Consider the following 17,285-nt stretch of genomic DNA (forward strand, 5'->3'; position numbering starts at 1 on the left):
GATGTGGCTTCCCTACAATGAAACCTTCCCCTGCCGTTTGAAAGCCTGCCGTGAAAGCCGCCCCCTATCCCGCCGCCCTGCCCTCCATCCCCGCCTGGCGCCAGCCCGCGCAGACCGTGTGGCAGGTGGGCGTGCTGATCGCCGCCTGGTGGCTGGCCGACGAGGCCGCTTCCGCACTGCACTTGCCGTTTTCCGGCGGCGTGGTGGGCCTGTTCGTGCTGGTGGCCCTGCTGCTGGCGGGTTGGGTGCGGCCTGCCGCCATCGAACTGGGCGCGAACTGGCTGCTGGCCAACATGCTGCTCTTCTTCATTCCGCTGGTTGTGTCCGTGGTGCAATTTACGCAGCTGTTGAAGTCGCAGGGCTTGATGTTGTTCGTAAACATCGGCCTGGGCTTTGCCAGCGTGATGCTGGCAACGGCCTTCACCGTGGAATGGGTGTGCCGCTATGAACGCAAGTTGCGCCTGCAAACACTGCTGCGCCAGCGCGCAGCCAGGGCGGCAGCATGAGCACCTTGCTCCTGCCCCTGCTGTTCTTGCTGCTGACCCTGGTCTTGTTCTATGCCAACCAGGCGCTGCACCGCCGCCATCCGCATTTCCTGCTGACGCCCGCCATCTGCACCTCGGCAATACTCATCGTCATCGTGCAGGCGACCTCGACGCCGTTCGCCACGTATTTCGGCGAAACGCGCTGGCTGCCGTGGCTGCTGGGCCCGGCCACCATCGCGTTTGCGCTGCCCATCTTCCAGGAGCGCAAGCTGATCCGCAAGCATTGGCTGGCCTTGAGCCTGGGCAGCTGCGCCGGCATCGTGGCATCGGTCGCCGCCACCCTGCTGCTGGACAGTGTTCTGGGCGTGCATGGCGACATGGCGCGCAGCCTGCTGGCGCGCTCCGTGTCGACGCCGTTCGCGCTGGAAGCGTCGCGCCACATGGGCGGCTCGGCCCAGCTGACGGGTATCTTCGTGGTGATGACGGGTTTGTTCGGCCTGATGCTGGGCAAACCGCTCTTAAAACTGCTGCCCTTGCGCATGCGCATCGCCCGTGGCGCCCCGTATGGCGCGGCGGCGCACGGCTTTGGCTTGTCGGTGGCGCGCCGGGTCGGCACGGAAGAAGGCGCCGTGGCCAGCCTGACGATGATTTTCTCGGGCGTCGTGACGGTGCTGCTGGCGCCGCTGCTGGGGCATCTGCTGGGCTAGCGGCCAGCTTGCAGCGCCTGCATGCCATGCACGATCAGGTCGATTCCTGCCAGGAAATCCTCGCGGTCGTCGTGCGCGCGCAGCTGCCCCACCACCTTGCGGGCAAATGGAAACGCCTGCGCGTCGAGGCGTGACCAGGCGCCCGCCATGGTGTCGAGGAAATGCGCGCGCTCCAGGCCTTTTTCCCGGGCGATGGCGGCATTGGCCGCATTCTGCCCGCTCACGCCCAGCAGATAATTGAGCAGCGTGCATGCCGCCAGCCATTGCTGATCCTGCGGCACGCCCAGCGCATCCACCTGCCGCCCCAGGCGTTCCAGGATGCGCACGGTAGGCAGCTGGCCCGGCGCGCGCGACAAGGCCGAGCCCAGCCAGGGATGCGCATCCATCGCCTCGAACATGGCCAGCGCCACGGCGCGGATGCCCGCCTGCGGCGTCTCGCACTGTAGAACGGCATCCATGGCGCGGGCGACGATGGCGTCGCTGGCGGCCGTGAACAAATCATCCTTGTCGGCAACATGCCAGTAAATGGCGCCCGCCCCCGTCGCCAGGCGAGCAGCCAGGGCGCGGAACGTCAGGCCGCCCTCGCCCGCCGTGTCGAGCAGGTCAATGGCGGCGTCGATGATGGTCTCGCGCGTCAGCGAGTCGGCGCGTCGTGGTGGGGGCGTTACGGTATGGGACATCGCCTATCTTGACACAGATGCCGGCATGCCGCAAAATTCTTGTGGAACATAGTTCCAGTTCCATTTTAAAACCACCTTCAAGGATCACCATGCATATCGCCATCATCGGCGCGGGGCTGGGCGGGCTGATGCTCGCCCGCGTGCTGCACGTCCACGGCATCGCCGCCGCCATCTATGAAGCGGACGCTTCGCCGCAGGCGCGCCGCCAGGGCGGTATGCTCGACATCCACGAGGACACGGGCCAGCAAGCGCTGCGGGCGGCCGGCCTGCATGAGGTCTTCCGCACCCTCATCCATACAGGCGGCGAAGCGAGCCGCGTGCTCGACCAGCACGGGACGGTCTTGCTCGACGAAGGGGACGATGGCACGGGTGGCCGTCCCGAAGTGCCGCGCGGCGAGCTGCGCCGCATCCTGCTCGAGTCCCTGCCCGCCGGCACGGTGCGCTGGGGACATAAGCTGACAGGCGTGGCGACATTGGATGGTGGCCGGCACAGGCTGCGTTTTGCGAATGGTGCCACGGCCACCGCCGACCTGCTGGTCGGTGCGGACGGTGCCTGGTCGAAGGTGCGGCCTCTGCTCTCCAGCGCCCAGCCCGCGTATAGCGGCATTGCCTTCATTGAAACGTATCTACTCGACAGCGACCGCCGCCACCCGGCCAGCGCGCACGCCGTGGGCGCCGGCGCCCTGTTCGCGCTGGCGCCCGGCAAGGGCATCCAGGCCCACCGCGAAGCCGATGGCGTGCTGCATGCCTACGTGGCCCTGAGCAAACCGGAAGCCTGGCTGGCTGACATCGATTTTGCCAATCCCGCCGCCGCCCGGGCCCGCATCGCCGCGCAATTTTCCGGCTGGGCGCCGGCGCTGACGGCCCTGATCACGGACGCCGACACGCCGCCCGTGCCCCGTCCCGTGCACTTGCTGCCCGTCGATCACCGCTGGCAGCGCGTGGCGGGCGCGACCTTGCTGGGCGACGCAGCCCATCTGATGGCGCCGGCCGGCGAAGGGGCGAATCTCGCCATGTTCGATGGCGCCGAACTGGCGCAGGGGCTTGCCGCGCAGCCGGACGACATGGAAACGGCCCTGCTGGCTTATGAAACGGCGCTGTTTGCGCGCAGCAGCGCGGCGGCGGCCGAGTCCGAGCGCATCCTTCGCCTGTGCTTTGCCGACGACGCGCCGCACAGCCTGGTGCGGTTCTTTGCCGGCATGCAAGACAGCGGCCCGGCGCGCGAAGTGCAGGCAGCGGCGCCTGAGCCCCACGCCAGCGGCGTTTATCGGGGATAATACGTCTTTCCCCATTCCAAGCAGCCGCGCTACGATGAAATACCCTGCAGTTCAGCCTTTCAGCGACATCCTGCCCAGCTTGAGCGAGTTCGATGCCATCATCGACGTGCGCAGCCCGTCCGAATTCGCGGAAGACCACTTGCCGGGCGCCATCAACCTGCCCGTGCTGGACGACGAGCAGCGCGTGCGCGTGGGCACCTTATATAAGCAGACCAGTGCCTTCGAAGCGAAGAAGCTGGGCGCGGCACTGATCGCCAAGAACATCGCGCGGCATATCGAAGACGGTTTTCTCGGCCACCCGCAGCATTGGAAGCCACTGGTTTACTGCTGGCGCGGCGGCAACCGCAGCGGCGCCATGGCGCACATCCTGGCGCGCATCGGCTGGCCCGTCACGCAGCTCGAGGGCGGCTACAAGGATTACCGGCGCCACGTGAACGCCGAGCTGGCCACCCTGCCCGAACGTTTCGACTTCATCAACGTGCTGTGCGGCCCCACGGGCAGCGGCAAGAGCCGTTTGCTGCAAGTACTGGACAGGCAAGGCGCGCAAGTGATCGATCTGGAAGACCTGGCGGCCCACCGCGGCTCCGTGCTGGGCGGCTTGCCGGAGGAAGACCAGCCATCGCAAAAAGCGTTTGAAAGCGCGCTGTGGCAGCAGTTGCGCCATTTTGACCCGACGCTGCCCGTCTTCATCGAGTCCGAAAGCAAGAAGGTAGGCCGTTTGCGCGTGCCCGATGCGCTGATGGACAAGATGCGCGCGGCTGATTGCACGGACGTGCGCCTGGACATCGGGGAGCGCGTGCAATTGCTGATGCAGGACTATGCGCATTTCGTCAGCGACCCGGCGCGCCTGAACGTGCAGCTGGCCCTGTTGACGCAGCTGCACGGCAAGGAAAAAATTGCCCACTGGCAGCAGCTGGCCACGGCTGGCCGCATGGCCGAGCTGGTGGAAGAACTGCTGGTGCAGCATTACGACCCCGTCTACCGTCAATCGATCGCCCGCAACTTCAGCCGCTACGCCCAGGCAACGCCGCTAGTCTTGCCCGATATTTCAGAACATGCCTTTGAGCAAGCCGCGCGCGCATTATGTGCTATCGTCGGCGAACACCGTCCCGCCAGCGCCGCGTAAGCGCCGGCGCAGCTTTTAATGACCTTTTCCAGCAGGATGACGACCATGTCCGATACCGCAGCACCATCCAATACCCCCATTCGATTGACCGAATTTGCCCATGGCGGCGGCTGCGGCTGCAAAATTGCGCCGGGCGTGCTGGCCGACATTTTAAAGGGCAGCGGCGGCTTTCCCCTGCCGAAGGAATTGCTGGTCGGCATAGAAACCTCGGATGACGCGGCCGTCTACCAGCTCAACGACGAGCAGGCGCTGATCGCCACGACGGATTTCTTTATGCCCATCGTCGACGACCCGTTCGACTTCGGCCGCATCGCCGCCACCAATGCCATTTCCGACGTATACGCCATGGGCGGCACGCCCATCATGGCGCTGGCCCTGGTCGGCATGCCGATCAACAAGCTGCCCGTGGAAACCATCGGCCTCATCTTGAAAGGCGGCGAAACCATCTGCGCCCAGGCCGGCATCCCCATCGCGGGCGGCCACACCATCGATTCCGTCGAACCGATCTATGGCCTGGTCGTGCTGGGCCTGGTCCATCCCTCGCAAGTAAAACGCAACGCGGGCGCGCGCGCCGGCGATAAACTGGTGCTGGGCAAGCCGATCGGCGTGGGCATCTTGTCGGCCGCGCTGAAGAAGAATGCACTCGATGCGGGCGGTTACGCCTCGCTGATAGCCAACACCACCAAATTGAATACCCCGGGCAAGAAGCTGGCCCTGCTGGACGGCGTGCATGCGCTGACGGACGTGACGGGCTTCGGCTTGCTGGGCCATACGCTGGAACTGGCGCGCGGCGCCAAGTTGCAGGCGCGCATCGCCATGGCTTCCGTGCCGCTGCTGCAGCAAGTGCAGCAACTGGCGCAAAATGGCAACATCACGGGCGCCTCCGGCCGCAACTGGCAGGGCTACGGCGCGCAAGTGGCGCTGGACGACAGCCTGAGCGCCATCGACAAGGCGATCCTGACGGACCCGCAAACGGCCGGCCCCCTGCTGGTAGCGTGTGCGCCGGAAGCCGTCGAACAAGTGTTGGCGATTTTCCGCGCCGAAGGCTTTGCCGACGCCGTCGTCATCGGCGAGATGCAGGAAGGTACGACCGGGGTTTCCGTAATCTAATGAATATTTTTTGCAAAGGCAGTCCCATGACCACATTCTCCAATTCATTCTCCAAATTCCCCGCCATCCTGGCCACCGTCGCCGCCACCCTGGCCATCCACAGCGGCCTGGCGCAGGCGCAGCAAGTGTTGCGCGTGTCCGCCATTCCCGATGAAGCGCCGACGGAATTGCAGCGCAAGTTCAAGCCGCTGGGCAGCTATCTGGAGAAAAAGCTGGGCATGAAGGTGGAATTCACGCCTGTCACCGATTACGCGGCCTCCGTGGAAGGCTTGATCAATAACAAGCTCGACATGGTCTGGTTCGGCGGTTTTACCTTCGTGCAAGCGAACGTGCGCAGCGGCGGCAAGATCGTCCCGCTGGTACAGCGCGAAGAAGACACGAAGTTCCGCTCCGTGTTTGTGACCACCAGCAAGGACATCAACCAGTTGTCCGACCTGAAAGGCAAGAATTTCACCTTCGGCTCGGAATCGTCGACGTCCGGCCACTTGATGCCGCGCTACTACCTGCTGGCCGCCAAGATCAATCCGGACACGGACATGAAGCGCATCGCGTTTTCCGGCGCGCATGACGCCACCGTGGCGGCAGTGGCCGGCGGCAAGGTCGATGCGGGTACCTTGAACATTTCCGTATGGGAAAAACTGGTGGAAGCGAAAAAAGTCGATCCAAGCAAGGTGCGCGTGTTCTACACGACACCGGGCTACTACGACTATAACTGGAGCGTGCGCGCCGACATGAACCCCGTCGTGCGCAAAAAGCTGACGGACGCCTTCCTGGCGCTGGACCCAGCGACGGCCGAAGGCAAGGAAATCCTCGAACTGCAACGCGCCACCAAGTTCATCCCGACCAAGGCCGAGAACTACAAGGATATCGAAGCGGCCGCGCGCGATGCGAAGTTGTTGAAGTAACTTGCATCGACGCGTTTTACCGTAGGTCGGATTAGCGGCGAAGCCGCGTAATCCGACACAGGCAATAATGCCAACAATGTTGTCGGATTACGGCCTGCGGCCTAATCCGACCTACTGATTTCTCAAGCATGACATTCCAACTTCACAAGGTCAGCGTCCAACACGCGGGCGCCGTCGGCAATGCGCTGGCCCTGCGCGACCTGGACCTGGACGTGGCCCAGGGTGAACAGATCGCCCTGATCGGCCCGTCTGGCGCCGGCAAGACCAGCCTGCTGCACACGCTGGCGTGCGCGCTGCGTCCCGAATCCGGCACCTTGGACATCCTCGGTACTTCTCCCTGGCAAATCGGCAGCGCCGAGCGACATGCCTTGCGCGCGCGCCTGTTCCTGGCGCCGCAAACGCCACCCTTGCCGCCGCGCCAGCGCGTCGTCAACGCCGTGCTGGCGGGACGCTTGCCGCAATGGAGCTTGTGGACGGCCATCCGTTCGCTGCTGGCGCCAGTCGACCCGCGCGCCGCGTGGGTAGCCCTGGGCAAGTTCAACCTGCAGGACAAACTGTATGCGCGTGTCGACCGCCTGTCCGGCGGCGAACGCCAGCGCTGCGGCATGGCGCGCGCGCTGGTGTCGGATGCGGAAGTCTTCCTCGTCGACGAACCCTTGTCCGCGCTCGACCCCACACTCGCTTTGCAGACAATCAATGTGCTGCAGGCCGAAGCGCAGGCGCGCAACGCCACGCTGATCTGCAGCCTGCACCAGGTGGAAATCGCCCGCGCCTGCTTTACGCGCATCGTCGCCCTGCGCGATGGCAAGATCGTCTTCGACCTGCCTGGCGCCCAGGTCAGCGACACCATGATCGCCGAGCTGTACCGCAACAAAGCCGATCCCGCGCCGCAGTTCGAGGCCGTGGAAACGAATCTGGATGCCGCGAGGCCCCTTTGCTGAAGAGCACCGCCATCCCCCGCGACCCCGCCTGGCGCGGCCGCCTGACCGGCGCCGCCATCGTGCTGCTCGTGCTGTGGCCGATGCTGGTGCAGGCCGAGTTCAAGCCGTGGATCTTATGGGATGCGCAAAGCCTGGCAGCCACCTGGCAATTCCTTGCCAGCTTCGTGCCGCCGGCCCACTCGCTGGAATTCCTGCAACTGGTGGCGGTGTCCAGCTGGGAAACCATTGCCATGGCCACGGCCGGCATGGCGCTGGCCATGCTGGGTGCCATCCCGCTGACCCTGCTGGTGACGGAGCGCCTGTCGATTTCGCGCATCGGCAGTGGTACCGTTTCACCGCTTGCCGCCGCCTTGCGCCATTGCGTGCGCGCGCTGCTGGTGCTGCTGCGCAGCGTGCCGGAACTGGTCTGGGCCTTGTTGCTGGTGCGCATAGTTGGCTTGGGTCCGACGGCGGGCGTCATCGCCATTGCCCTCACCTATTGCGGCATGCTGGGCAAGGTGTACGCGGAAATCCTTGAATCGTCGGATGCGTCCGCCTGCAACGCCCTGCTTCACAATGGCAGCGGCAGATTGAAGGCCTTGCTGTACGGCGCCTTGCCCGAGTCGGCCGCCGAACTGGTGTCGTACACGATTTACCGCTGGGAATGCGCGATCCGCGGCTCCGTCGTCATGGGATTTGTCGGCGCGGGCGGCCTGGGCCAGCGCATGGATGAGTCGATGAAGATGATGGCGGGCAGTGAACTGGCCACCATGCTGATGGTCTTCGTGCTGCTGGTGGCGGGCGCCGACGCCGTGTCCGCCATGCTGCGCCGGAGGCTGGCATGAAGCATCAGCATTTCGCCGCGCTGCCCGCGCCTGCTCCCGTGCGCTGGTCGACCTGGGCCTTGCTGGCCGGCTTGGTGCTGCTGGTCATTGCCAGCTTCGCCACCCTGCCCCTGAAATGGGGCGAGTTCTTCAGCGCCGACGCCGTGCGCACGAGCGCCGACTTCCTGCACGGTTTCGCCCCACCCGAACTGGCCAGCCCCTTCCTGATGAAAGTCGGTGTGGCCACGTTCGAGACCCTGGCCATGTCGGCCATCGGCACGGTGATCGCGGCAGTACTGGGCGCGCTGCTGGCCCTGCCCGCCAGCGGGCGTTTCGGCAATGTGGCGCGCAACGCGACGCGTGGCGTGTTGAATGTGCTGCGCTCTATCCCGGAACTGGTGTGGGCGTCGATCCTGCTGATCGCCGCCGGCCTGGGCCCGTTCGCCGGCACCCTGGCGCTGGCCCTGCACACGGTGGGCGTGCTGGGCCGCTTGTTTGCCGACGCCTTCGAGAATTGCCCGCCCCTGCCGGCGGCCACCTTGCGCATCAACGGCGCGCGCCCCGCCGTGGCCTTCCTATACGCGACCTTGCCGCAATGCAGCCCGCAAATGATGTCCTACACCCTGTACCGCTGGGAAAACAATATCCGCGCCGCCGCCATCCTCGGCGTCGTCGGTGCGGGCGGCCTGGGGCAGATGCTGAAATACCATCTGTCGCTGTTCCAGATGCAGAACGCCGCCACCGTCATCATCGCCATGCTGCTGATGGTGGCCGCCGTCGATGGCCTCAGCTACCTGCTGCGCCGCGCCATGACCCGTTAAATTTAACTTTTCACAAGGAACGCCCATGTCAGGCTGGTGGACCATTATCTCGTCAGAAACGCCGGAGCAGATGGCCGATATGACGAAAGTCAACAAGGACGCATTTCTCGCCACCTGGGAAGCAGGCCTGTTCGGCGCCGACTGGATCGCGCAATTGTGCGCACAAGGCAAGGCGACCCAGCTGGCCTTCAACGGCTTTCCCAACCGCTACACAGCCCTGGCGGACGACATCGTCCCCCTGCTGCAGGCGGGCATCGCCGAAGCGCAGGATGGCGAATTTCCACAGGACCGCCTGACGGGCTGGCCCGGCTGCATTACCGTGCACCGGGAACGCGTCGCCGCCTGCGTGCCCGGGCAACTGCTGAGCATCGAAGTGTGGGATCAGTCGTAAACAACTGGTGTGCGCACACGCCTTTTAAAAAGAGCTTTGCCGCACCGGGCCTTCAGGATAATCTTGAAGACTGTTCACTACTTTCCAGAGCCGCCATGAAAATCTTCGCTCCCGTATGTCTTGCCGTTGCCTTGTTGACGTCCCTGCCTGCCATGGCGCAGGAAGCGCAGGAAGTGGCGGCCGCTAAAATTGCTGCGGAAAGTTGGCTCAAGCGCATGGATGCGGGCGACGAGGCCGGCACCTGGGACGCCAGCGCCGCATCGCTGCGCAGCGAAATGTCGAAATCAAGCTGGAAGATGGTCATCACGGCCGTGCACTGGCCGCTGGGCGAGTTCAAGTCACGCAAGCTCAAGTCTGCCGCGCTGCAAAAGGCGACGGCTGGCAAACCAGGGCCGGACAAAGTCGTTATCGATTATGTGAGCCAGTACGAAAACAAGGCCAACGTGCAGGAAACCATCACGACGGTACTCGAAAAAGGTTCTAGCTGGAAAGTTTCCGGATATAACATCAACGGCTGATCACCTACCTCGAGGACCGCGTTCCCCACCGTGCAGGCGGACGACAAGCGGTAGCAGCCGCCTTAATGTCCCTGGCATCAAGAGCCGGCGTAATGCAACCTAAAATGAAAGCATTGCAAGATTGAACAACATTCTCATCCGCCCCACCACGGCCAGCGACTGGCCTGCCCTGAAATCCGCGCGCCTGGCCGCCTTGCTTGACGCCCCCACGGCCTTCGGCGCCAGCCACGCCAGCGCGACCGCTTTTTCCGACGCCGACTGGCAGCAGCGCGCCGTCAGCACGCCGCAGCGCACGTTTTTCCTCGCCTTCGATGGGGAGCAAGCCATCGGCCTCGCCGCGCAAGTCGTGGCAGGCAATGGCGAGTGCCATCTGATCGCCATGTGGGTACATCCGGAATATCGGGGCATGGCCGTGGCGCAGGGCCTGGTTGATGCCGTCAAACAATGCGCCGTCGGCAACGGCCATACGCGGCTGGTGCTCGACGTGGCGCCGGAGAACACCCGCGCGGCCGCGTTTTACCAGAAACAGGGCTTTATCTTCTTACCGGAATGGGAAGCGCTGGAAAGCCACCCGCATATCCAGGTGCAGAAGATGGAGTGGCTGGCGGCTGCATGAACTCAAGCAATTGGAACAGCCCGAGGATGAACTGTGCTTGACTGGATTTTTGATGCCATCGCCTGGATAGTTCGCCTGTTGCTCTATAACCTGTTAGGAACAGTCATCGAAAAGCTGTTCTATTGGCCGGGCTGGGCAATGCTACGGCTGCTCACGCTGGGCCACTACCCTCCAGCGAGGGGGACGCCTCACAATCACTTTGCCATCGCGCTGTTTGCTGCGACAGTCATTGCTTCCGGCTTGTTGATGGCATTGACGTAAATACTATTACGCGTATTGGGGAAATTCAGCGATTTCATACACTCCGTTCATCCAAATTTGCATTCTGTCTTAAACATCTGCCCGTACCTCTGTTTTTTTTCTACACTCACGTTTTCATTGATGAGTAGAAAGATAGGGTATGCGTGCAATCAAACAAGCTGGTCTTCTGCTGTGTTTATGCGCCGCCGCGGTGCAGGCTTACGCTGATACGGATCAAGCCGTGGAGCAAGCGGGCCAGGAGGCGGCGTCCGTCAATGTCAAAGGCATCCGGGATCCGGACTGGAAGCCCTACAGTGCCATGCTCAAGGGCGTCAAGCGCTTCGAGGAAAAGCACGGCCTGGCGCCTGGCGCCGAATTGCGCTTCATCCTGGAACCGCGCCGTGCCGATGTCGACATGCACGCCATCGCGCTGCGGCTGGAAAGCGACGAGGCGGGTATGGCGATATCGCTGGGGGAGCGCAATATCTTCAGCTTGCCCGTCGAGCCGGGTCCGCTGTATGAGAAGGCCGAGCTGACCGTGAACCGCAAGGCGGGGTCGGTCAGGTGGATCCCGTACGTCAGGAGCACCGAGACCAGCGACACGCTGCGCCGCCTGGGCGACCTGCGGCTGGCGTGCGAAGTGCATTGGGCCATCGACAAGGAAACCTTGCCTTTCGCCATGCGCACGGCGATGAGCGCATTGGGTGGACCCTGCAATTTCGTGTCGCAAAAGGGAACCTACAGCTTTTCCGAGCCGCGGCGCATTACGGCGGCAACGATCAGTTTTAATGGCAAGAGCGCGCCCGTGCCCTTCAGCGGTTCGTCGTTCACGCCGCCGCTGCGGGAACAGGACTGGAGCGACGACAGCGTGCTCGAACTGACGTTCGCCGACGACTAGCTGGCGCGGCGCCCTACTTCACCCGCTGCTTTTCCAGCTTGCGGGCCAGAGTGCGCCGGTGCATGCCCAGCCGTCTGGCCGTTTCCGAGATATTGAAATCCGTCTCGGCCAGCATTTCGTGGATGCGTTCCCATTCCAGGGTCTTGATGTTGGTGGCGCGGTTGGTCAGTTCGATATCGGCGTTGCCGGCAACGTGGCCGAAGGCCGCTTCGATGTCGTCCGTGTTCGACGGTTTCGCCAGGTACTGGCAAGCGCCCAGCTTGATGGCTTCGACGGCCGTGCCGATACTGGCGTAACCGGTCAGCACGACGATCAGCATCTCCGGGTCGTGCTGGTGCAGCATCTGCACGCAGGCCAGGCCCGAGGTATTGCCATTCAACTTCAAATCGACGACGGCGTAGTCGGGGCAATGCTGTTCCAGCAAGGCGCTCGCTTCGTCGAAATTGGTGGCCAGGATGACCTGGTAGCCGCGCCGCTCGAACGAGCGGCCCAGGGTGCGGGCAAACGCGGCGTCGTCTTCCACGATCAGTAACAGACGGTCATCCTGCATGGTGGTCGCTTTCTCTTTCCAGTTTGATGGCCGCCAGCGGCAAGGCCAGGTGCACCACCGCCCCGCCCTGCACCCTGTTGCGCGCCGTTACCGTGCCGCCCAGGGTACGCGCGACATTGACCACCAGGAACAGCCCGAGGCCGCCGCCGGGCTTGCCCTTGCTGCTTTGGTAGGGTTTGCCCAGGTGCGTCAGCATCGATGGCTCGAAGCCGGGACCCGCATCGGTAATCACCAGGTGCAAGGCGTCCGCTTCGCGCGTCGCTTCGAAGCGCAGCCACTCGGGCGACGCTTCCAGCGCATTGTCGAGCACATTGCAGATGGTTTGTTTCAGGGTCGAATCGAAGACGACGGGCACGTCGTGCTCGATGCGGTTATCGTACTCGAAATCCTGGATCGGGCGGCTGGTGCGCCACTCGTCGACCAGGTCGTTGAGGAAGGTGTTGATCGTCGTCTTGACGGACGATTCGCCGCGCGCCTCGCCCGCCGACAGCAAGATGCCGCTGACGATGCTCTTGCAACGCTGCAACTGCGCCTGCATTTCCGTGATTTCTTCCAGCAATTCGCTGTTCTTGCTCAGCTCCGGCATGCGGCGCCAGTCGCCGAGGATGACGGACAGGGTCGCCAGCGGCGTGCCCAGTTCGTGCGCGGCGCCCGAGGCCAGCAGGCCCATGCGGATGATGTGCTCCTCTTCCGCCGCGCGCTGGCGCAGGTCGGCCACCTTGGCGTCGCCGGCGCGCTGGTTGCGGTTGATGCGCGTGATGAACACCACCAGCAAGGCGGCGTTCAAAATGAAGCAGATCAGCAAGCCTTGCACGTACAGGCTGGAAAAACCCCGCTCGGGGTCGATCGGCAGGATCAAGGGGCCGGGCAGCAAGGCCAGGCCGGCCAGGCACAGGCTGGTAATGGCCACCATGATCCACGTCGACCATACTTCCAGCAGGACGGCGCTGAGGATGACTTGCAGTAAGTACAGGAAGGCGAACGGGTTGCTGATGCCGCCGCTCAGGTAGAGCTGGGCCGTCAGCACGGTAACGTCGACCAGCAGAGCGAGGAACAGGGCCGTGTTGGAGACGGGCTGGCGTTCGTGCCAGCGCAAGAGGCTGGCCAGGTTGAAGGCGATGAGGCAGGACAGCACTTCGAGCATGTAGGGCACGGGCAAGGCGATGCCCAGCCCGACGCCCACGCCGAAGATCGTGCTGATCTGGCCGATCACGGCCAGCCAGCGCAGCTGGATCAGCAGCTTCATGTTCTGGTGGCCGGCCGGATGTTCCATCTCGGCCGCCACCGCACCGCGCTCTAAGACTTCGCGGTTGGGCAGGATCTCAATCCTGCCCGGCATGGTCGCTTTCTTGCGATTGATCAAGGCCTGCCTTGCGTGCGCGGCGGCGCTTGTCCTCGCGCACGATCCACCACGTGATGCCGGCCACCATCAGGGCCAGCGCAAACCACGTCAAGGCATAAACCAAATGGTTGTTGTGGAAGGAAATCACGGTCAGGCCGCCGACGGGGGCGTCGCTGGCCGTTTCCGATTTTTCCTTCGCATCGACAAAATATGGCGCCACATTGGTCAGCATGTGCGAGGCGCCGATGGCGGCCACGTCGCGCGAATACCAGTGCTGCGTGGCGGGGCTGTTTTCGCGCAGGAAACCGCCGCCCGTCTCGCTGACGCGCAGCAAGCCGTCGACGTGCACGATGCCGGCCGGCGTGCTGGCGGCGATGCCTTCGCGTTTCGGCACGAAGCCGCGGTTGACCAGCACGGTGCTGCCGTCGGCCAGGCGCAATGGCGTGATCAGCCAGTAACCGCTGCCCAGTGCCGTCGTTGCTTGCACCAGGGTATTGAAAATGGGGAGATACGTTCCGGAGAGTCGCACATGGCGGTATTCATCCGTTTGCTGCGTGACACTGGCCCAGGCTGCGGGTCCAGGTGCGTCCGTTGCGGGCGCATGTACGCGTTGTTCGACGCGCTCGATCAGGTCAAGCTTCCAGAAGAGGCGCTTGACTTGCCAGGTGCCCAGGGCACAGAAACCGGCAAACAAGATCCCCGCCAGCAAGGCCAGTGCATACCGCACGACCATGCCGCGTGGGCCTGGCGCGGCATCTTGCGATGCGGCGCCAGGGGCGCGCCCGGTGTTGCTTGGGCGCGTTTGACTCATCATGGAGCCGTTTTCGTATGCATGTACTCAGGCATCAGATCCGGCATCATGTTGTGGTTCATGTGGTACATGACCCACAGGGAACCGGCCATGGCAATGCCCACGATCATGATCGTGAAGATCAGCGCCATCATGTTCCAGCCGCCTTCGGACTTGGTGTTCATGTGCAGGAAGTACACCATGTGCACGACCACTTGAACAGCCGCGAACGCCAGCAGGACCAGGCCCATGGTGCCCGAGTTGGTGATGGCTTTCGTCATCACCAGCCAGAAAGGAATGGCCGTCAGGATCACCGACAGGATGAAGCCGATGGCATAGCTTTTCAGGCTGCCATGATCGTGATTGTCATGGTGGTGGCTATCGCCGTGTGTGTGGTGGTCGCTCATGGCAGCACTCCCATCAGGTAGACAAAGGTGAAGACGCCGATCCAGATGACGTCCAGGAAGTGCCAGAACAGCGACAGACACATCATGCGACGGCCGTTTTCCGGGGTCAGACCATGCTTGTTCAACTGGAACATCAAGGTCACGAGCCAGATCACGCCGAACGTCACGTGCAAGCCGTGGGTACCGACCAGTGCAAAGAACGACGACAGGAACGCGCTGCGCTGCGGACCGGCGCCTTCGTGGATCAGATGAATGAATTCATACATTTCCAGCGACAGGAAGGCCAGGCCGAACAGGCCCGTGATGCCCAGCCAGACCAGGGTGCTGCGCAATTGCTTGCGCTGCATGGCCAGCATGGCGAAACCGTAGGTGATCGACGACAGCAGCAGCATGGCCGTGTTGACGGCCACCAGCGGCAGGTCGAACAGCGCGGCGCCCGTCGGGCCGTCCGCGTAGCTGCGGCCGACCACGGCATACGTGGCGAACAGACAGGCGAAGATCAGGCAATCGCTCATCAGGTAGAGCCAGAAACCCAGCAAACTGCCGTTTTCCGGGTGGTGCTCGCGCACAAAGTAGCTGCGCGTGCTTGGTGCGGCGCCAGCGGCGCCGGTGTTATGGGCGATGGTATCAGACATGGCTGCTCAGCAATTTAGTATAAGCGTCTTCGGTACGGACCACTTCTTCCGCAGGAATGTAGTAATCGCGCTTGTAGTTAAAGGTATGGACGATGATGGTGACCATCATGATCACGAAGCCAATGCTGGCGACGAGCCACATTTGCCAGATCAGGCCAAAACCGACCAGTGCGGACAGTGCGGCGATCACGAAACCAGCCCAGGTGTTCTTCGGCATGTGGATCTTCGTGAAACCGGACGTCGGACGCTGGTAACCGTGTTTCTTCATGTCAGTCCATGCATCGAGTTCGTGCACTTGTGGCGTGAAGGCGAAATTATAGTCTGGCGGTGGCGACGACGTCGACCATTCCAGCGTACGGCCGCCCCATGGGTCGCCGGTCACGTCGCGCAGGGCGTGACGGTTGCGGTAGCTGACATAGAACTGGATCAGCATGGAAGCGATACCCAGTGCGATCGAGACGGCGCCAAACCAGGCGATGATGGTCCAGATTTGCAGCGATGGATCTTCAAAGTGGTTGACACGACGGGTCACGCCCATCAGGCCCAGCACGTACAGCGGCATGAAGGCCAGGTAGAAGCCGACGAACCAGAACCAGAACGAGCACTTGCCCCAGAACGCGTCGAGCTTGTAACCGAAGGCTTTCGGGTACCAGTAGTTGATCGCAGCGAATACACCGAAGACCACGCCGCCGATAATCACGTTATGGAAGTGGGCGATCAGGAACAGGCTGTTGTGCAATACGAAGTCAGCTGGTGGTACGGCCAGCAGCACGCCGGTCATGCCACCGATGGTGAAGGTGACCATGAAGCCGATCGTCCACAGCATCGGCAGTTCGAAGCGGATACGGCCGCGGTACATGGTAAACAGCCAGTTGAAGATCTTCGCGCCCGTCGGGATCGAGATGATCATCGTCGTGATGCCGAAGAAGGAATTGACGCTGGCGCCCGAACCCATGGTGAAGAAGTGATGCAGCCATACCAGGTACGACAGGATCATGATGACGCAGGTGGCGTACACCATCGAGGCGTAGCCGAACAGGCGCTTGCTGCTGAAGGTGGCAACGACTTCCGAGAACACGCCGAACAGTGGCAGGATCAGGATGTAGACTTCAGGGTGACCCCAGATCCAGATCAGGTTGACGTACATCATGGCGTTGCCGCCCAGTTCCGTCGTGAAGAAGTTAAAGCCTGCAACGCGGTCCAGCGACAGCATGGCCAGCACAGCCGTCAGCACCGGGAAAGCGGCGACGATCAGGATGTTGGTGCACAGTGCGGTCCAGGTGAAGACGGGCATTTTCATCCAGGTCATGCCTGGCGCGCGCATCTTGACGATGGTGGCGATCAGGTTGACACCGGACAATAGCGTCCCGACCCCGGCAATCTGCAAGGACCAGATGTAATAGTCTACCCCCACGTCCGGACTGCCGACGATGCCCGACAGCGGCGGATAGGCCAGCCAGCCCGTGCGGGCGAATTCGCCGACGAACAGCGAAGCCATGACCAGGGCGGCGCCCATGGTGGTCATCCAGAAGCTGAAGTTGTTAAGGAATGGGAAAGCTACGTCGCGCGCACCGATTTGCAGCGGCACCACGTAGTTCATCAGACCCGTCACGAAAGGCATCGCGACGAAGAAGATCATGATCACGCCGTGGGCGGTGAAGATCTGGTCGTAGTGATGCGGTGGCAGGAAGCCGGCATTGTCGCCAAAGGCGACAGCCTGCTGGGTGCGCATCATGAGCGCGTCGGCAAAGCCGCGCAGCAGCATGACGAGGCCCAGGATCATGTACATGATACCGATTTTTTTATGGTCGATACTGGTGATCCAGTCACGCCACAGGGTACCCCAGACGCGGAAATACGTCAGTGCCGCAACGAGTGCGATACCGCCCAGGGCAACCATGGCAAAGGTCACCAGCAGGATAGGTTCGTGAAATGGAATTGCATCCCAAGTCAGACGGCCGAATATAAGCTTCGTCAGATCAATATGGTCTAGCATTGTTACTCTCAGAGAAAAAAGGGAGGCGCCAGGCAAGCGGCGCCAGT

General features: G+C 62.8%; 21 protein-coding genes. 14 read left to right on the forward strand and 7 right to left on the reverse strand.

The genetic code is table 11. The features are described from left to right. Positions 1-50: 50 nt before the first annotated feature. Complete coding sequence (locus JAB1_RS09610) at positions 51-506, forward strand: CidA/LrgA family protein (protein ID WP_083299649.1); 456 nt, start codon at positions 51-53, stop codon at positions 504-506. Beyond that, a complete protein-coding gene (locus JAB1_RS09615) occupies positions 503-1,192 on the forward strand; it encodes an LrgB family protein (RefSeq protein ID WP_070279618.1) in 690 nt (229 codons plus the stop codon). Before JAB1_RS09610 ends, JAB1_RS09615 begins: the two co-directional genes overlap by 4 nt. Here JAB1_RS09615 and JAB1_RS09620 read toward each other — a convergent pair. Then, entirely contained in the window at positions 1,189-1,872 is a 684-nt protein-coding gene (locus JAB1_RS09620; RefSeq protein WP_070279619.1) for a TetR family transcriptional regulator, read from the reverse strand. The genes JAB1_RS09615 and JAB1_RS09620 overlap by 4 nt on opposite strands. 89 nt (positions 1,873-1,961) lie before the next feature. Here JAB1_RS09620 and JAB1_RS09625 point away from each other — a divergent pair, with 89 nt between their 5' ends. The 12 genes from JAB1_RS09625 to JAB1_RS09680 all read left to right on the forward strand — a co-directional run bounded on the left by JAB1_RS09625 (position 1,962) and on the right by JAB1_RS09680 (position 11,518). Further along, on the forward strand, positions 1,962-3,149 hold the full coding sequence (locus JAB1_RS09625; protein ID WP_254672021.1) for an NAD(P)/FAD-dependent oxidoreductase: 1,188 nt from the start codon (positions 1,962-1,964) through the stop codon (positions 3,147-3,149). 34 nt (positions 3,150-3,183) lie between these two features. Beyond that, positions 3,184-4,275 carry a tRNA 2-selenouridine(34) synthase MnmH gene (mnmH, locus tag JAB1_RS09630; protein WP_070279620.1) on the forward strand — a complete coding sequence of 364 codons (1,092 nt, stop codon included), beginning with the start codon at positions 3,184-3,186 and terminating at the stop codon, positions 4,273-4,275. A 45-nt stretch (positions 4,276-4,320) separates the two neighbouring features. Beyond that, positions 4,321-5,385 carry a selenide, water dikinase SelD gene (gene selD / locus JAB1_RS09635; RefSeq protein WP_070279894.1) on the forward strand — a complete coding sequence of 355 codons (1,065 nt, stop codon included), beginning with the start codon at positions 4,321-4,323 and terminating at the stop codon, positions 5,383-5,385. 26 nt (positions 5,386-5,411) lie between these two features. Further along, positions 5,412-6,290 carry a putative selenate ABC transporter substrate-binding protein gene (locus tag JAB1_RS09640; RefSeq protein ID WP_034788498.1) on the forward strand — a complete coding sequence of 293 codons (879 nt, stop codon included), beginning with the start codon at positions 5,412-5,414 and terminating at the stop codon, positions 6,288-6,290. Positions 6,291-6,418: 128 nt separating this feature from the next. Beyond that, entirely contained in the window at positions 6,419-7,231 is an 813-nt protein-coding gene (locus JAB1_RS09645) for an ATP-binding cassette domain-containing protein (RefSeq protein ID WP_070279621.1), read from the forward strand. Then, on the forward strand, positions 7,225-8,055 hold the full coding sequence (locus JAB1_RS09650) for an ABC transporter permease (protein ID WP_070279626.1): 831 nt from the start codon (positions 7,225-7,227) through the stop codon (positions 8,053-8,055). The genes JAB1_RS09645 and JAB1_RS09650 overlap by 7 nt, the downstream gene beginning before the upstream one ends. Further along, positions 8,052-8,855: a phosphonate ABC transporter, permease protein PhnE gene (gene phnE, locus JAB1_RS09655; RefSeq protein ID WP_070279629.1), complete on the forward strand. Its 804-nt coding sequence runs from the start codon at positions 8,052-8,054 to the stop codon at positions 8,853-8,855. The genes JAB1_RS09650 and phnE overlap by 4 nt, the downstream gene beginning before the upstream one ends. Before the next feature lie 25 nt (positions 8,856-8,880). Continuing rightward, positions 8,881-9,246 carry a hypothetical protein gene (locus JAB1_RS09660; RefSeq protein WP_070279631.1) on the forward strand — a complete coding sequence of 122 codons (366 nt, stop codon included), beginning with the start codon at positions 8,881-8,883 and terminating at the stop codon, positions 9,244-9,246. Positions 9,247-9,341: 95 nt separating this feature from the next. Beyond that, the gene (locus tag JAB1_RS09665) at positions 9,342-9,764 is read left to right on the forward strand and encodes a DUF4019 domain-containing protein (RefSeq protein WP_083299650.1); all 423 of its coding nucleotides are present in this window, start codon (positions 9,342-9,344) and stop codon (positions 9,762-9,764) included. Between the two features lie 121 nt (positions 9,765-9,885). Next, positions 9,886-10,380, forward strand: a complete 495-nt coding sequence (locus JAB1_RS09670) for a GNAT family N-acetyltransferase (protein WP_083299651.1) — start codon at positions 9,886-9,888, stop codon at positions 10,378-10,380. Between the two features lie 33 nt (positions 10,381-10,413). Continuing rightward, positions 10,414-10,641: a hypothetical protein gene (locus JAB1_RS09675; protein WP_217494280.1), complete on the forward strand. Its 228-nt coding sequence runs from the start codon at positions 10,414-10,416 to the stop codon at positions 10,639-10,641. 190 nt (positions 10,642-10,831) lie between these two features. Next, entirely contained in the window at positions 10,832-11,518 is a 687-nt protein-coding gene (locus JAB1_RS09680; RefSeq protein ID WP_070279635.1) for a hypothetical protein, read from the forward strand. Between the two features lie 13 nt (positions 11,519-11,531). On the opposite strand, the gene JAB1_RS09685 is transcribed toward JAB1_RS09680, so the two are convergent. From JAB1_RS09685 to cyoB, 6 genes are read right to left on the reverse strand one after another with little or no spacing between them, the layout of a single operon-like run. Further along, the gene (locus JAB1_RS09685) at positions 11,532-12,068 is read right to left on the reverse strand and encodes a response regulator transcription factor (RefSeq protein WP_034788474.1); all 537 of its coding nucleotides are present in this window, start codon (positions 12,066-12,068) and stop codon (positions 11,532-11,534) included. Then, positions 12,058-13,407 (reverse strand): ATP-binding protein, encoded by a 1,350-nt coding sequence (locus JAB1_RS09690; protein WP_034788477.1) that lies wholly within the window; start codon positions 13,405-13,407, stop codon positions 12,058-12,060. The genes JAB1_RS09685 and JAB1_RS09690 overlap by 11 nt, the downstream gene beginning before the upstream one ends. After that, positions 13,391-14,224: an SURF1 family protein gene (locus JAB1_RS09695; RefSeq protein WP_070279637.1), complete on the reverse strand. Its 834-nt coding sequence runs from the start codon at positions 14,222-14,224 to the stop codon at positions 13,391-13,393. Before JAB1_RS09695 ends, JAB1_RS09690 begins: the two co-directional genes overlap by 17 nt. Then, positions 14,221-14,607: a cytochrome o ubiquinol oxidase subunit IV gene (gene cyoD, locus JAB1_RS09700; protein ID WP_034788483.1), complete on the reverse strand. Its 387-nt coding sequence runs from the start codon at positions 14,605-14,607 to the stop codon at positions 14,221-14,223. The genes JAB1_RS09695 and cyoD overlap by 4 nt, the downstream gene beginning before the upstream one ends. Further along, entirely contained in the window at positions 14,604-15,242 is a 639-nt protein-coding gene (gene cyoC, locus JAB1_RS09705) for a cytochrome o ubiquinol oxidase subunit III (protein ID WP_034788486.1), read from the reverse strand. The genes cyoD and cyoC overlap by 4 nt, the downstream gene beginning before the upstream one ends. After that, positions 15,235-17,238, reverse strand: coding sequence for a cytochrome o ubiquinol oxidase subunit I (cyoB, locus tag JAB1_RS09710; RefSeq protein WP_070253477.1), 2,004 nt, complete (start codon positions 17,236-17,238; stop codon positions 15,235-15,237). The genes cyoC and cyoB overlap by 8 nt, the downstream gene beginning before the upstream one ends. Between the last annotated feature and the right edge of the window lie 47 nt (positions 17,239-17,285).

Source organism: Janthinobacterium sp. MP5059B (genome assembly GCF_001758645.1).
Classification (GTDB): domain Bacteria; phylum Pseudomonadota; class Gammaproteobacteria; order Burkholderiales; family Burkholderiaceae_D; genus Janthinobacterium; species Janthinobacterium lividum.